Raw genomic sequence first — 14,979 nt, 5'->3', positions numbered from 1 at the left:
ATTTTCCCCTTTTTAGTTTTATGATCGAATGGTTAATAGCGATTACATAACCAATCGCGACTTAAAGACGATCTGTTGATCGATAATTTCGGTGTTGTCAATGCGTTCAAATAAAATTTCAGCGGCTTTACGCGCTTGCATTCCCGGAAATTGCTCTATGCGTCCCATTGGCGGATTTTCCATATATTGCCATAACGGATAGTTGGCATAACTAATAAAGAAAATATCTTGATTTAAGACAAGCCCCTTCTGTCTGGCCGCTTTCATCAAATCAAGTGTAACAAAGTCATTAAAAGATATAATTGCAGAAGGTCGCTCAGACATCGCAAATATACTATCCATAGCCTTTTCATTTCCTTCCGTACTCAGGTCTGTTTCGATGATATTCTTTTCTAGAATATCCATACCATTCCTTTTCATGGCGGATAGATAAGCTACTTTTCGATCTTCACTAGCCGGCAAGGTTTTCGGCCCATTTACAAGGGCAATAATTTTATGTCCACGCGCTACGAAAGCATCCACAGCTTCGTTCATACCCGTAGAAAGATCGCTTTGTACTTTATTGATATTGGGTAAACTAGGCACACAGTCAAAGAAGACAATCGGGATACCAGACGCTTCCAATTTCTCAATGAATTCTAAATTGGTCGTCTTTTTACCTATAGACATCAAAATCCCATCGACACGATGGTTTTTAAATGTTTTTAAGATCTGTTCTTCACGCTCGGGGTCATCCAGTGATTGTCCCATCAGCACAGTATATCGGTGTTCTGATGCAACATTTTCAATTTCACTAATGGCGAAAGAAAAAAACGGTTCAGACAAACTCGGTAAGATAACAGCAATCGTAAATGTTTTACGCTGCTTGAAGAATATAGCCGTTTGATTGGGTTCATAATTCAATTCTTCGGCCATTTTTTTTACGCGCATTGTTGTCACCAATCCAATACTAGGATGATCATTCAATGCTCTAGAAACTGTCGAAGGACTGATTTTCAGCTTCTTGGCAATTTCTTTAATCGTGGCAGGCTTGTTCACTTTATTCATAAATCCAAGGGCTTTATATAAAAATAGGGCTTTTATATCCCTAATCATAATTTTTTCTCAACAATATCGACGACGACTTTAATAACAATTATTGTTGGTAGATTCAACAAAGATACTGACTGTAAACTTAGTCTACAAATTGAATTGCGGTCGTGTCCACCGTAAACTCATTTGCGAGGAACTCCAATGGATCAATTCCCCTAAAAACAAGTTCATCCTTAAAGTAAACTTTTACAGCATCCCCATATTCACCCCAATCCACAAATTTGACTTTATTGAGTTGTTCTAGCGGATTTCCTTTCGTCAAAATACAAACATGTTTATCTGCGGCTTTTAACTGCCTAAACAGCGTATTAATATGATCAAACAAATGTAACCGTAGTGGCAAAATTGCATTGACATGAAGCCGCTCAAAATTCTCCTTATATTTTTGATCAAATCCAAAGGTTTGCTGCGCATGTTCGAACAATAAATTCTCACCTTGATGCTCGAGGTGATTTTTCATAAATTGAACCAAATCTGCTTGAGCCGGAACAGTCTCTGTAAATTCTATAAAATTAGCAAAAAGATAATATACTTGAAGTAAGTAATCCTTTTTAGGAAAAACAACATCATCTAATTCAAAAACATATACCTTTTTTTCTTCTGGGAACATCATGATATGTAAAAGCTTAAAATTTAAGGGCTGTGTCAACAGGGTTAAAACCTTAATGACACTAGCCACAAAAATAAGATTCTATTTGGATACACAGATTAATGCTAAATCCTCCCCGGAATCCGAAGCAACAAACAATCCATCCAGTGATCTTTCGAAAGTCGCTGAGTCCAATAAATCGTTGCCCTTTGACAGAAGTCTATAAGGCAAATCAGCTGGCGGATTTTCCATAACAGGAATAGTTTCAAGCAGATCTTTATCGGGGACAAGAACTGAAATCTGATATTCCTCAAATAAAACTTTGGCTGCAGCCAATGGTTCCAGCTCAAAACCACCTAAAGGCAGCACATAATCAACCTGTTGGTCTAAACTTAATTTGAGTATGTCATGTGCAAAAGTAGGAAGAAGACCTTTTGGAATTTTGGCATATTTCCCTGACGCTAAAAGCAATTCGGGAATGTCTTCTGAACTTGCATATACTATTTCGAAATCAGCCCCAAGTCTTTTAGCGATACGCATCGCCAAAGGTCTGGTCCCGAAAGTTATGAGTATTTTCTTCATTAAAAATATAGTTATAATCCGGATTACTGTTACACGACTAACCCATCGCGCATATGTATCGTTCGGTCCGAAATTCGGGCAAGTTCCTCATTATGGGTAACGATAATAAATGTCTGCTGAAATTTATGTCTAAGATCAAAAAACAACTGATGCAAAGCTGCTGCATTCTCTGAGTCAAGATTACCCGAAGGTTCATCTGCCAAAATAATGGAAGGATCATTGATCAGAGCACGAGCCACAGAAACACGTTGTTGTTCTCCGCCAGACATTTCAGCAGGCTTGTGATCAATACGATGAGAAACCCCTAATAGTTCAAGCAATTCTCTTGCTTTAGCTTCCGCCTCGGACCTCCCCTTTCCTTGAATAAAAGCTGGAATACACACGTTTTCCAAGGCTGTAAATTCAGGCAGCAAATGGTGAAATTGAAAAACAAAACCAATATGTTCATTTCGGAAAGCACTGAGCTTTTTAGCATTCAATTTTTGAACATCAACACCATTGATGAAAACCGCTCCCTGATCAGGCTTATCCAAGGTACCAATGATGTGCAACAGTGTACTTTTACCAGCTCCTGAAGCACCAACAATACTGACGATTTCCCCTTTTTCAACAGCGATATCAACACCTTTCAAAATTGGTAATGACCCATAAGCTTTGTGAATTCCTTTGGCATGTAACATCATAGGACAAAGATAAATAAATTTACGATACCACGAGTTTGAATAAATAAGCTGTTATTTCTCTATTCCAGCCATTTTATTTTGTCTAAATGTCAAAAAATAGATAAAAGAGCAACTTATCCCTTGTCTTATCCCCCAAAAAATTATATTTTTACGCCAAATATTTTTGCAAATGAACATTCACGAATATCAAGGAAAGCAAATACTAAAGAGCTTTGGTGTGCGCGTACAGGAAGGTATCGTAGCAGATACTCCAGAGCAAGCTGTGGAAGCGGCCAAAAAAATGAAAGAAGACTACAATTCTGATTGGGTTGTTGTTAAAGCTCAAATTCACGCTGGTGGCCGTGGTAAAGGTGGTGGTGTCAAGTTAGCTAAGAACTTAGATGAAGTCAAACAAAGAGCAACTGACATCATTGGCATGCAATTGGTAACGCCTCAAACTGGACCTGAAGGTAAAAAAGTAAACAAAGTTTTGGTAGCTCAAGACGTTTATTATCCTGGCGAGAGCGAAACAAAAGAATTCTACATGTCTGTATTATTAGACCGTGCTAAGGGACGTAACATCGTTATGTACTCTACAGAAGGTGGTATGGACATCGAAGAAGTTGCAGAAAAAACACCACACTTGATTTTCAAAGAAGAAATCGATCCAAAAGTAGGCTTACAAGGATTCCAAGCACGTAAAATTGCTTTTAATCTTGGTCTTTCTGGTGCTGCACACAAAGAAATGGTGAAATTTGTTGCCGCTCTTTACAAAGCATACGATTCTACAGACTCTTCTATGTTTGAGATCAATCCGGTATTAAAAACTTCAGACGACAAGATCTTAGCAGTTGATGCGAAAGTAAATCTTGATGAGAACGCTTTGTACCGTCACCCAGATTACGCTGCTATGCGTGACGTAACTGAGGAAGATCCAACGGAAGTTGAAGCTGGTGAATCAAACCTAAACTACGTTAAATTAGATGGTAACGTAGGTTGTATGGTAAATGGTGCTGGTTTAGCAATGGCTACAATGGATATCATCAAATTAGCTGGTGGTGAACCTGCAAATTTCTTGGACGTAGGTGGTACTGCAAATGCTGAAACTGTAAAAGCTGGTTTCAATATCATTTTAAAAGACCCTAACGTAAAAGCGATCTTAATTAATATCTTCGGTGGTATTGTTCGTTGTGACCGTGTTGCTCAAGGTGTAATTGATGCTTACAGCGAAATCGGTAACATCCCTGTTCCAATCATCGTTCGCCTTCAAGGTACGAATGCTGAAGAAGCGAAAAAATTAATTGATGAGTCCGGTTTACAAGTTTATTCTGCAATCTTATTGAAAGAAGCTGCTGAATTGGTAACGAAAGTATTGAAAGGTTAATTCCTTTAATCATCATAACAAAAAACGCGGACTAGTTATAGTCCGCGTTTTTTGTTTCTACTCTTCCTATCGTTCGCCACACAGACAAAAAGTTCTCTTAGCAAACCTATATTCCGTAGCAAAACGAGCTGTGTGCCATTTCCCAATCTTGGAGTTTTCACCTGTCTTTATTTCAACATATATTTTCCTTGTGCAGGTTAACGAACCATCTTTAAGTGAATTAAATCAACATTTATAACCAATAAACCAACAGAATAGCTTATTTTTGTATTGCTTTTTTAACAAAGCATCTTTTACAAGTCAATCTCCAAAAATTAAGATGGAACACACAAGAATAAAGGAACTATTGAATGCCACAGAATTTGGCAAAGAGGTCGTTGTTAAAGGTTGGGTAAGAACTTTCCGCAACAATCAGTTTATAGCAATCAATGACGGTTCGTCAATCAATAATATTCAAGCAGTTGTCGATTTTGAAAATACACCTGAAGATATCTTAAAACGTATCACCACTGGAGCAGCAGTTCGCGTAAAAGGTCAATTGATAGAATCATTGGGTAAAGGGCAAAAAGTTGAGGTAAAAGCTACTGAAGTAAGTATTATTGGCGACTCTGACCCCGAAAAATATCCATTACAGCCCAAAAAGCATAGCTTAGAATTTTTACGTGAAATTGCGCATTTGCGTTTCCGTACCGGAACATTCAATGCGGTATTCAAAGTGCGTAATGCTTTAGCATTTGCGGTACACAAGTTTTTTCAGGAAAACGACTTTGTCTACATGCATACACCAATCATCACAGGTTCGGATGCGGAAGGTGCTGGAGAAATGTTTCAGGTTACAACCCTGGATTTAAAAAACCCGCCACGCAAAGAAAATGGAGATATCGATTTCAAAGAAGACTTCTTTGGAAAACCGACGAACCTTACTGTATCGGGCCAATTGGAAGGTGAGCTTGGTGCCATGGCATTTGGAAACATCTATACGTTCGGTCCGACATTTAGAGCGGAAAACTCAAATACAACACGTCACTTAGCCGAATTTTGGATGATCGAACCTGAAATGGCTTTCTATGAATTAGAGGACAATATGGACTTGGCCGAAGCTTTGCTGAAATATGTGATTAAATATGCTTTGGAAACCTGTCCAGAAGAAATTGAGTTCTTAACCAATCGTTTGTTGGAAGAAGAGAAATCTAAGCCTGCTGCAGAACGTTCAGAATTAAATCTTGTTGAGAAATTAAACTTCGTATTAACAAACGATTTTGAACGCGTTACCTATACCGATGCCGTTGAAATATTAAAGCGTAGCAAACCAAACCAAAAGAAACAATTCAAATATTTAATTGATGATTGGGGTGCTGATTTACAATCGGAACACGAACGCTACTTGGTTGAAAAACACTTCAAGAAACCTGTGATCTTAACAGACTATCCGCGCGAAATCAAGTCCTTCTATATGAAGCAAAATGAGCCGGATGCGCAAGGAAGAAACACCGTACGTGCCATGGATATTCTTTTCCCAGGTATTGGTGAAATGGTCGGTGGTTCGCAGCGTGAAGAAAATCTTGATCGCTTACTCGATCGCATGGCTGAAGTTGGTATTCCTGCTGAAGAAATGGAGTGGTTCTTGGATACACGTCGTTTTGGATCGGTACCACATTCAGGATTTGGCGTAGGTTTTGAACGCCTCGTTTTATTCACGACGGGAATGACCAATATCCGCGACGTCATTCCATTCCCACGTACGCCGAAAAACGCAGAATTTTAATATAAAGAACAACAGCCAAAACAAAATATTTTGGCTGTTGTTCTTTTAGATATAGCGTATCTGAATTCAGATAGTAACCATTGTCCCATTGACATCCTACAACAGGGACTAAGATTAAACCTAATTCAGTTACTTAACAAAAATAGAAAATGCTAATTAAGATATATAACGACAATCCTAACCCCAAGGCAATAGAACAGGCGGTTGATATTCTACGTCGTGGGGGTGTAATCATCTACCCTACCGATACCGTATATGGTATCGGCTGTGATATCACGCAACAAAAAGCCATAGAACGAGTATGTGAAATTAGAGGTCTAAAACCAGAAAAGGCCAATCTATCATTTATATGCTATGATTTAACAGATATTTCGCAATACACAAAATCCTTCGATACCTCCGTATTCCGTGTATTAAAAAAAGCCTTGCCTGGACCTTTTACCTTTATTTTTAACGCAACAACTAAAGTCCCTAAGCTACTAAGTTCCAAAAAGAAGACTGTGGGTATACGTGTGCCAGACAATAATATTGTTCGTGAAATTGTCAAACAATTAGGCAACCCTATTGTGACAACCTCCATTCACGATGAAGATGAAATTATTGAATATTCTACTGATCCCGAATTAATTCATGAAAAATACGAAGATCTAGTTGATGCTGTTATTGATGGCGGTTATGGCGATAATGTCGCATCTACCGTGGTCGATCTTACAGAAGGAACTTTTGATGTTATTCGTGAAGGAAAAGGTGATTTGGAGCAATTCCTATAAAATCAACTTTCAATAGATACTCCCCTTATTAACTATTTGCAAAATTCCCAACAACAGCATTGTTGGTAATTTGTGTATAAACTACCCCCATCAACATACTTATCAACAAAACAGGCTACTTATTAACACAAGAAATGTTAATAAGTAGCCTGCCGACCTATATACATTAACATAAAATGTGCATAAGTACTCCTTTATCAACACTTAATTGTTAATAACGCAAACCAAAAGGATTCAAAAAAACAACAAAATGTGCAAAACTAAGGGGTTATACACATAAAAATGTGCATAAGATAACATTCATCGACAAATTTGTTAAATATCGTGTTTATAAATAAACTATACTAACAGATCCCTGTGGAAAGTTAAGAACGATACGCTACCCGTCTTTTTATCGCTATATTGAAAAGTTCAAATCCGCGCTTTGTTTCTATCAGTAGTTTTCCCAGAAAAGGAACCAACAATCCAGAAAACAATTCACCTTGGACAAATCTAACTTGCGTAGCGCCCACTTGCTCTAACCTAAAATAATGCTCGCCATCAAAAATACCTGGAAAGAATAAATCTCCTTTCCAGCGCAGCTCGATATGCTGTTCAATAGACAGGAATTTTGGATTCATTTTGATCTTGAATCCGTTTGGTTGTTCTAAAAGGACTTTGCAGCGTTTTCCGACTACCGGTTGCTTTTCAAACTGTTTGATTGTTGGGCTCCATTGGGAATAAGCCTTAAATTCACTTAATACCTGCCAAACCTCTTCTGCTGTTGCATCAATGAGAATACTCGTTTCAATCTTTTTCATTTTGTACTTTTTATCGCTGAAACGACAAAATAGCTCAAGCTTCTTCAGCTGTCTTCAAATAACGATAAAACGTATGTGATGCTATTCTAGTTTCATCTTAATTTCAATTATTACAGCTACAAACAAACTATTCCAAGCTTATTATGAACCGTATAAATACATAAAATTTTGGTTACGTGTTCGATTAAGCAAGTTGTTCGTTAACAGCTACAAGACAAAACTAGAAAAAGACAGGCAGCTCGCTCTTGACTTTTATCAAGAACTTATTTTTGTTCGAATACGACTCAAGGTTTCTGGGCTCATACCCAACACGGAGGCGATATATTGAAGGGGAACTTGTTGGAATAATAATTTATGTTGTTCAAAGTATTGGACATACCTTTCTTCCGCTGTTAGACAAATAAAATCCGAGATTCGCTGCTCCATGGTACAAAAGCATTTTGCCAAAAAAGCCTTCTCAAATTTATTCCATTCCACAATTTCGGATTCCATTCGCTGGTAATCGGACTTTGACAAACGGTATACCGTACAATCGCTAATGCATTGGAAATTCCATATGGAAGCCCTGTCAAACATGAAAGAAGCAAGATCTGTCACAAAATGATTCCTTGTACCTATCCATTGCGTAAACTCTCCTTTTTTTGACCAAGCATATTGACGGATTAATCCGGATTCTATCACAAACAGATTGGAAGAGTAATCGCCCGCCTTGATCAGATATTCACCTCGTTTTAATTCAATACGCTCGAAGTTTGAGAAAAGTTTTAAGGCACTAGCCTCAGAAATAGGAAAAAAATCTCGAAAGAGTTGATCTAACATGAAAGGAGGTTTTATAAAATCACGACTTCTTCAATAATGACGTGACCTACATATTCATTTACCCTTCCTAGAATTTGTCTTCGCATAAGCGCCAATTCATTCTTAATCACAGCAGACTCCACACGTACGAACAGTTTTTTATCACGAACATATAGCTGCTGTGTGCGATTAGCGATAGCTTTACCAATCAATTGAGGCCAAACAGATGCGATCGAAGTTTCATCAAATTTTCTTCGTAGTTTATAAGCCTCAAGAAGACGCTCAACCCCCTCCTTGATTGTCATATCGTCGCTTGATCGAATGAATTCCAGGCTTTTTTTAGTTTGCTTCTTATACATTGACTTGTCCTCCTTCAATATCAAATATACGAACAGGTCGGCTGATTTCGTCAAAGATTCGCTGAATTCTCACGGAATCCGTATCTGTCAGGAAAATCTGTCCAAAATCATCTTCTGAAACCATTTGCATCAATTTATGTGTACGGCGATCATCAAGTTTATCAAAGATGTCATCCAAAAGAAGTAGGGGCTTAAAACCCTTTTTCTGCTGGAGATAAGAATATTGTGCAAGCTTCAGGGCAATTAGAAAAGATTTTTGTTGGCCCTGAGAACCAAACTTCTTTAAAGGCATTCCACCGTGAATGGTAAAGATCAGATCATCTTTATGTATTCCTTGCGTTGTGCGTTCCAGCATACGGTCACGTTCCAAATTCTTCTCCAAAATATTTAGAAAAGAATCTGTCATTAAAGGCGATTCATATTGTAATTGAACAGACTCTGCATCCTCGGTGAGGAACTGATAGTGTCGGTCAAACTCCGGCTGAAACTCCTCCATAAAAGACCTTCTTTTTTGAAAAATAATATTTCCAACTTCTTCAAGTTGAAAATTGAGAATTTCGATTAGGCCAAGATCCAATACACTGGTTTGACGTGCTTGTTTAAGGAGACTGTTACGTTGGGCTAAAAACTTATTATAAATAATCAGGGTATCTAAATATTTATTATCTGTTTGGGAAATCACATTATCCACAAACTTTCTACGCTCTTCACTCCCATCTGTAACGATGATGCTATCGTTTGGGGATACCATGACCAAAGGAAATAAGCCGATATGATCAGCCAGTCGCGGGTAATCCTTCTTATTTTTTTTAAATTGTTTTTTCTGATTTTTTTTTAGGCTACAAGAAATGAAATCACTAATGGATTCTTTATCAAATTCACCCTGTACCATAAACCAATCATTTCCTGATTTGATATGCTGCGAATCAATTGGATTGAAATAACTTTTACAGAGTGATAAATAGTGAATCGCATCCAAAAGATTGGTTTTACCAACACCATTATTCCCTGTAAACGCATTTACCTCGGGGAGAAATTCCAAAGATGATTCCGAGTAATTCTTGAAATTTAGAACAGAAAGTTGCTTCAGCCACATAGCACAAAGATACGCTATTTGGATTGCTAAAAATTATTTTATTTCCTCAAAATCCACAAACTCACCAGCAGTTTCAGTCCCTTTGCGTTCAGGGCTTTCTTTCGGTGGAATGTAATCGACATGTACCTTACCTTCGGGCTGAGACCTTTTACTTTCCTGTTGCCCTTGACCATTAAATTCATAATAAAAGGTACCACCTGATCCTTGGCTACCGTATGCTCCACCCTGCTGCTGCGCTTTTTTCATCAACTTTTCAGCTGCTTTACGCATTGCAAATGGTAAAAATAATCTAAATAAGAATCTTACTACAAAGTAAACAGCGAATGTAATAAGTATAAATTTTAAAAATGCCATAGTTAATTCGTTGCTATTTTATCAAATTTAACCAATAACTCGATAAACTGTTGTCTTTAAAATGTCAGATAAGAATTTATTAACAAATTTTAAGACTTTCCTAATCGCGCTTTTGTTTCCATAATAATTCGATAGAGCTCTTCCTGGCGCTGTGTACCCAACACGTAGGTAAGACCATCTTTATCTGTTAAAAAAACAGCATTTTTGCCTCCAGCGAAGAATTTAATCTTTCCTTTAGTGTGCAGATTATAAACAGGATTATTGAAAAAGAATGTATTATAAGGCGCCTTTTCTATTTTTGTAATGGAGGCAAGATCGATTTTGACGACTCGAGTAGACCATAGTCCACTAATAAGTATATGGTCTTGAAATACTTCCGTACGAAATAATACCATATACATCATGACAATAGATGTGATGATAATCCCTACTCCTACAATAAAGAACAATTGGCTCGATATCAAATGGTCTAAATTCAAATAAAATGCCGTAAAACAAAAAAGTACGAGCACTAAACGCACGCTGATCCAAACACGGTCACGACCTAAATATTGATTTTCCGAATAGAGTACACCTTCTTTCATTTACTTAAGATTTAGCTATTAATTTGGAGACTTCGCACCATTGTCTCTTACTATTTGAACTCCTCATTAGTATCATTTTTGCTGCTATAGATTTTGTATCATTCAGGATCCTTCCATCATTTTTAGCAGCAACAATTTTTCTTGCTAATCAGTTCTGCAAACTAAAGTAAGGACTTTTTTTGTATTGGCGGTAATTTTATAACGATTGTCCATGCGATAATTGGCTACCCAAAGGATATCTCCATTTCCATTCACCACGATCGGGATATTTTCCTTTTCAAATAAGCTGATCTTCTTATTGATAAAAAAATCACTCAACTTCTTGCGCCCTTCCATACCTAAAGGATAGAAGCTATCGCCAACTTTCCATGATCGAATCGTGAGCGGGAAAACTAATACATCATAATCCAGCTTTGCAACCTCACTCGCTTTGACAATAGCTAGATCCGCAGAAACATTGGCATGAAAACAATAGTGTTTCCACTCCACAGTTGAAGTTTCGGAAGTGATTAAAGCCTCATCGGGTGAAATAAATTCCTTTTCACGAATAAAAAGTTCATTTCTATCCAGGAGCATATGGTAGGCATCGGATTGAAAAATACGTCCAGACTCTCTTGACCAAGCTTGTTGAAGATCACTTAGTACCGGCTTTGAGAAATTAAAAGCCGAAAACAACTCATAGAGCAAAGGCAGATTATCTATATAGGGTTCCAGATCTTCCTTCCGAACTCCCCATCCTTCGTCAATAGGGTAAAACAGCTTTCTCCGAATGGGCTCCACAAATTGCTGCAACAGCTGGTAAGATTCCTTAAAATGATTGATATTCTGCTCGAAGACCATCTCAAAATCTGGCTGAAGTTTTTTAAAATGTGGGATGATATCAATCCTTATTTTATTACGTGCATATTTTGTTGAAAAGTTGGATTGATCGTCTCGATAAGCAATCCCATACATATTCACGAAATGTTCAATTTCGCTAGCCTTCAGAAAAAGTAGTGGTCGGATGATGCGCTCTCTGATAGGGAAAATACCCTGGAGGCCTTGGAGACCGGTTCCACGTGAAAGGTTCAGGAGTACCGTTTCGATATGATCGTTCAGATGCTGAGCTACTGCAATTCGGTCGAACTGCAGCTCATGTCGCAATTTCTCAAACCAAGCATAACGAAGTTCCCGTGCCGCCATTTGAATCGAAATCTGATGGTCCTTTGCGTAAGCTTGTGTATCAAAGTGCTTCACGTATATTGGCACATTATTTTCCGCTGCAAATTTTCTGACTAGAGCTTCATCCCCTTCAGATTCCGCCCCCCTTAATTGAAAATTGCAATGTGCAATAGCAATTGTATACCCTGCTTTTGCAAATAAATGTGCCATTAACATCGAGTCCTTCCCCCCACTCACCGTAAGCAATATTTTATCATGAGGCATCAACAAATGCTCCTTTTCAATATAGCCCATTAGTCTTTCCAGCACATTCATATAACAAAGTTACGGTATATTTTGTCCGAATGATAAATTCAAGTCTTAAAATTTGTGAAATCCAGTGAAGTAGCAATTAAAATCCATATTTTTGCCCTTGTGAAACAATACATTTATACACTTATTGTATTTATTTTAACTGGCTTGTCGGTCCAAGCACAGAAACAGGATGAACTAAAGCTTCTTTCATCATCCCATATTATTACTGGAAAAGACGGCAATATCCTCTTTTACCGCCCAGTCTATGAACATGTAGGCTCAACGCTATCATCAGATAGTGGCTATTTACACAAAGACAACATTGGTAGACAATTTTTTGAAGCCTTTGGAAATGTAATCATTACTCAACCCGACGGCACGCAGATATTTTCCAATAAATTACACTATGAAGCGGCCATGCAGCTCGCTACACTTACGGGCGCTGTACGAATGGTCAGCACCAGTGGCTCTATACTGACAACCGATCACCTTGTCTATAATATGCGAAGTAAAATCGGTAATTATTACAGTGGTGGGCGTATTCTATCAGGAAGCGATACAATTACAAGCCAGCGAGCTACTTATTTCGAAAATACAGGGGAATCTTATTTCAATCAAAAAGTTGTGGTCCGATCAACCAATGTAAAAGTCTACACGGACTCCATGAAATATAATGGTAATACTCGCATTACTGATTTCTATGGGCCTACCAATATCAAGGGAAATAAAGGGGAAAACCTGTATACTGAAAAAGGCCGATACCATATGGCAACGGGCCAGGCTTATTTCTCTAAAAACAACCTCTACACAGAAGGGACAAAGTTTCTTAAGGGAGACAGCCTATTCTACGATAGACAAGTGGGAATCGGTAAAGCCGTAAAAAATGTGGTCTTTGTTGATACCTTAGACAAATTTTACGCCTATGGTGGATTTGGTTTGTACAACGGGAGAAACGAATCCATTACGATGACAGACAAACCCCTGATCATTTCGGTTGTCAAAAAAGATTCAACACAAAAAGATTCTGTATCTTCTTTGTCTCCTGTCCAACAAAAATCGGAGAAAGAGCTAAAAAATGAAGCGAAAGAATTGAAGAAGATTGAAAAAGAACAACACAAAGATGACCTCAGATCAAATAAAACTACATCGCAAGTTGCTCTAGAAGAAAAGGAACATCCAGGTAAAAATATCAAAAGCGGCAATAATAAACCACTTAAGGCTGATTCACAGGTAGATTCTGTTTTTATGACAGCCGACACGCTCTTCTCACAGATGATATTTCGCCGGGATTATATTGCAAAAGATTTTAAATTGAATCGTGAAGGTGGGGCTATTGAGGATGATAATGAGGTCGATTATGGTGACCAGGATTCCAGCTCAACAACAGTTGATTCCACAGGTACATTAGAAAACATAAAAGATGACCTTCACAAGGGAATCGACAGTTTGCCTAAAAAAGACAGCGGCAAACCGGTTCTTGAAAAGAGCATTAAAAAAGTACAAGATACACTTACAAATAAGAAACCGATTGCAGCAAAGAAAACACCAGCTATTGTCGGTGACCAAAACAAGATAGAAATTGAAAAAAATCTCAAGGCTGATAGTGTATTGCGTAAAAAAGCGATCATCCCGAAAGGCGGTGAATCCGATAAACTGATGGGAGCAGCTTTAAAAAATGCCCAACAGGGTAAACGGGATTCTCTCGCCCAGGATACGGCCAAAACACGGATTATAAAGGCATACTATAATGCCCGATTATTTAAATCGGACTTGCAAGCCGTAGCAGATTCTATGTATTATGGTATGCAAGATTCCATGTTCAGACTGATGGGAAAACCAATGATGTGGGCCGAAAACTCACAAATATCCGGAGATACCATATTCTTACAGGTAAAGAATCAAAAATTGGACAATTCGCTACTCGTCGGTAACGCTTTCATGGTTAACGCAACAAGTGACTCATTGAAATTCAATCAGATTAAAGGTCGGAAGATTACCAGCTTTTTTACCAATAACCGTATGGAACGTCTGTTTGTTGATGGCAACGCTGAAAATATATTCTACAATATTGATGAAAAGACCAATATAACCACTGAGCTTGTCCATGATCGAAGCAGTCGTTTCAAGATCTTGATGGAAGATAATAAGCTGAAGGAATATGTATCTATTCGGAAAGTCGATGGCAAAGTATATCCTATTGCTGAAGTCACGGCCGACAAGGAGTTTCTTCCGAATTTCACCTGGCGCCCCGAAGATCGACCTAAATCAAAAGATGATTTATTAAATCGAAAAAGGGATCTTTCAAAAGCGTCATTTACGGTTCCGGCGGCACCAGAAGGTGAAGAATCTGGAACAATGAAGTCTATTAAAAAAGGCGATAAAACAACTACCCCTCAAAAGGGTGCCGCCAAGAAAGCTGGTGCTAACGAAACGCTCGAGAAAGAAAAAGAGGTGGACGCTACAAACAATAAATCAAGCGCTGTCACCAAAACAGCTAAGCCATCTGAAATAACGGATAAAGCTAACGTTACAAAAACAAGTGTTAAGACCGCAACTGACAAAGTAGCTGCAAAGTCCGACTCAACAACTAGTAAATCGGCGATAATACCTGCACAAGATAGTACACAGACAAAAGTAAAAGCTAAATAACCGGCCAATACTGAGTCGCACAAAAAAGCAGCGCAAAACA

The 14,979-nt window shown here is 38.1% G+C and carries 15 protein-coding genes; 4 read left to right on the top strand and 11 right to left on the bottom strand.

The annotated features are described in order from the left end of the window. Nucleotides 1-42 precede the first annotated feature (42 nt). The 4 genes from B2X72_RS22605 to B2X72_RS22590 all read right to left on the bottom strand — a co-directional run bounded on the left by B2X72_RS22605 (nucleotide 43) and on the right by B2X72_RS22590 (nucleotide 2,943). Nucleotides 43-1,047, bottom strand: coding sequence for a LacI family DNA-binding transcriptional regulator (locus tag B2X72_RS22605; RefSeq protein WP_145327823.1), 1,005 nt, complete (start codon nucleotides 1,045-1,047; stop codon nucleotides 43-45). A 127-nt stretch (nucleotides 1,048-1,174) separates the two neighbouring features. Further along, entirely contained in the window at nucleotides 1,175-1,705 is a 531-nt protein-coding gene (locus tag B2X72_RS22600; protein ID WP_145327824.1) for an HAD family hydrolase, read from the bottom strand. Between the two features lie 78 nt (nucleotides 1,706-1,783). After that, nucleotides 1,784-2,263 carry a hypothetical protein gene (locus B2X72_RS22595; protein ID WP_286735800.1) on the bottom strand — a complete coding sequence of 160 codons (480 nt, stop codon included), beginning with the start codon at nucleotides 2,261-2,263 and terminating at the stop codon, nucleotides 1,784-1,786. Between the two features lie 29 nt (nucleotides 2,264-2,292). Continuing rightward, the gene (locus B2X72_RS22590) at nucleotides 2,293-2,943 is read right to left on the bottom strand and encodes an ABC transporter ATP-binding protein (RefSeq protein ID WP_208734186.1); all 651 of its coding nucleotides are present in this window, start codon (nucleotides 2,941-2,943) and stop codon (nucleotides 2,293-2,295) included. Between the two features lie 172 nt (nucleotides 2,944-3,115). On the opposite strand from B2X72_RS22590, the gene sucC reads away from it, so the two are divergent. The 3 genes from sucC (at nucleotide 3,116) to B2X72_RS22575 (ending at nucleotide 6,844) form a co-directional block, all read left to right on the top strand. Beyond that, nucleotides 3,116-4,309: an ADP-forming succinate--CoA ligase subunit beta gene (sucC, locus tag B2X72_RS22585; protein ID WP_046674091.1), complete on the top strand. Its 1,194-nt coding sequence runs from the start codon at nucleotides 3,116-3,118 to the stop codon at nucleotides 4,307-4,309. Between the two features lie 319 nt (nucleotides 4,310-4,628). Next, the gene (asnS, locus tag B2X72_RS22580; RefSeq protein ID WP_088160265.1) at nucleotides 4,629-6,074 is read left to right on the top strand and encodes an asparagine--tRNA ligase; all 1,446 of its coding nucleotides are present in this window, start codon (nucleotides 4,629-4,631) and stop codon (nucleotides 6,072-6,074) included. A gap of 149 nt (nucleotides 6,075-6,223) precedes the next feature. Next, nucleotides 6,224-6,844: an L-threonylcarbamoyladenylate synthase gene (locus B2X72_RS22575; RefSeq protein WP_120333498.1), complete on the top strand. Its 621-nt coding sequence runs from the start codon at nucleotides 6,224-6,226 to the stop codon at nucleotides 6,842-6,844. Nucleotides 6,845-7,209: 365 nt separating this feature from the next. Here the strand turns inward: B2X72_RS22575 and B2X72_RS22570 are convergent, their stop codons facing one another. From B2X72_RS22570 to tilS, 7 genes are all read right to left on the bottom strand, one after another. Beyond that, entirely contained in the window at nucleotides 7,210-7,644 is a 435-nt protein-coding gene (locus B2X72_RS22570; protein WP_286851550.1) for an SRPBCC domain-containing protein, read from the bottom strand. Between the two features lie 255 nt (nucleotides 7,645-7,899). After that, a complete protein-coding gene (locus B2X72_RS22565; protein ID WP_088160263.1) occupies nucleotides 7,900-8,463 on the bottom strand; it encodes a Crp/Fnr family transcriptional regulator in 564 nt (187 codons plus the stop codon). An 11-nt stretch (nucleotides 8,464-8,474) separates the two neighbouring features. After that, entirely contained in the window at nucleotides 8,475-8,801 is a 327-nt protein-coding gene (locus tag B2X72_RS22560; protein WP_070560660.1) for a DUF721 domain-containing protein, read from the bottom strand. Then, nucleotides 8,794-9,897 (bottom strand): DNA replication/repair protein RecF, encoded by a 1,104-nt coding sequence (gene recF, locus B2X72_RS22555; protein ID WP_088160262.1) that lies wholly within the window; start codon nucleotides 9,895-9,897, stop codon nucleotides 8,794-8,796. Before recF ends, B2X72_RS22560 begins: the two co-directional genes overlap by 8 nt. 33 nt (nucleotides 9,898-9,930) lie before the next feature. Continuing rightward, on the bottom strand, nucleotides 9,931-10,251 hold the full coding sequence (locus B2X72_RS22550; RefSeq protein WP_088160261.1) for a DUF4834 family protein: 321 nt from the start codon (nucleotides 10,249-10,251) through the stop codon (nucleotides 9,931-9,933). A gap of 89 nt (nucleotides 10,252-10,340) precedes the next feature. Further along, the gene (locus B2X72_RS22545; RefSeq protein WP_088160260.1) at nucleotides 10,341-10,835 is read right to left on the bottom strand and encodes a hypothetical protein; all 495 of its coding nucleotides are present in this window, start codon (nucleotides 10,833-10,835) and stop codon (nucleotides 10,341-10,343) included. A 144-nt stretch (nucleotides 10,836-10,979) separates the two neighbouring features. Next, nucleotides 10,980-12,311: a tRNA lysidine(34) synthetase TilS gene (gene tilS / locus B2X72_RS22540; RefSeq protein WP_088160259.1), complete on the bottom strand. Its 1,332-nt coding sequence runs from the start codon at nucleotides 12,309-12,311 to the stop codon at nucleotides 10,980-10,982. A 99-nt stretch (nucleotides 12,312-12,410) separates the two neighbouring features. Between tilS and B2X72_RS22535 the strand changes: the two genes are divergently transcribed. Beyond that, nucleotides 12,411-14,939 (top strand): OstA-like protein, encoded by a 2,529-nt coding sequence (locus B2X72_RS22535; protein ID WP_232475680.1) that lies wholly within the window; start codon nucleotides 12,411-12,413, stop codon nucleotides 14,937-14,939. Nucleotides 14,940-14,979 lie beyond the last annotated feature (40 nt).

It is taken from the genome of Sphingobacterium sp. UBA7253, from assembly GCF_002472745.1.
In the GTDB taxonomy this organism is placed as follows: domain Bacteria; phylum Bacteroidota; class Bacteroidia; order Sphingobacteriales; family Sphingobacteriaceae; genus Sphingobacterium; species Sphingobacterium siyangense.
Note: the sequence above shows the minus strand (reverse complement) of the source record. Positions and strands in the feature narration are given on the sequence as shown.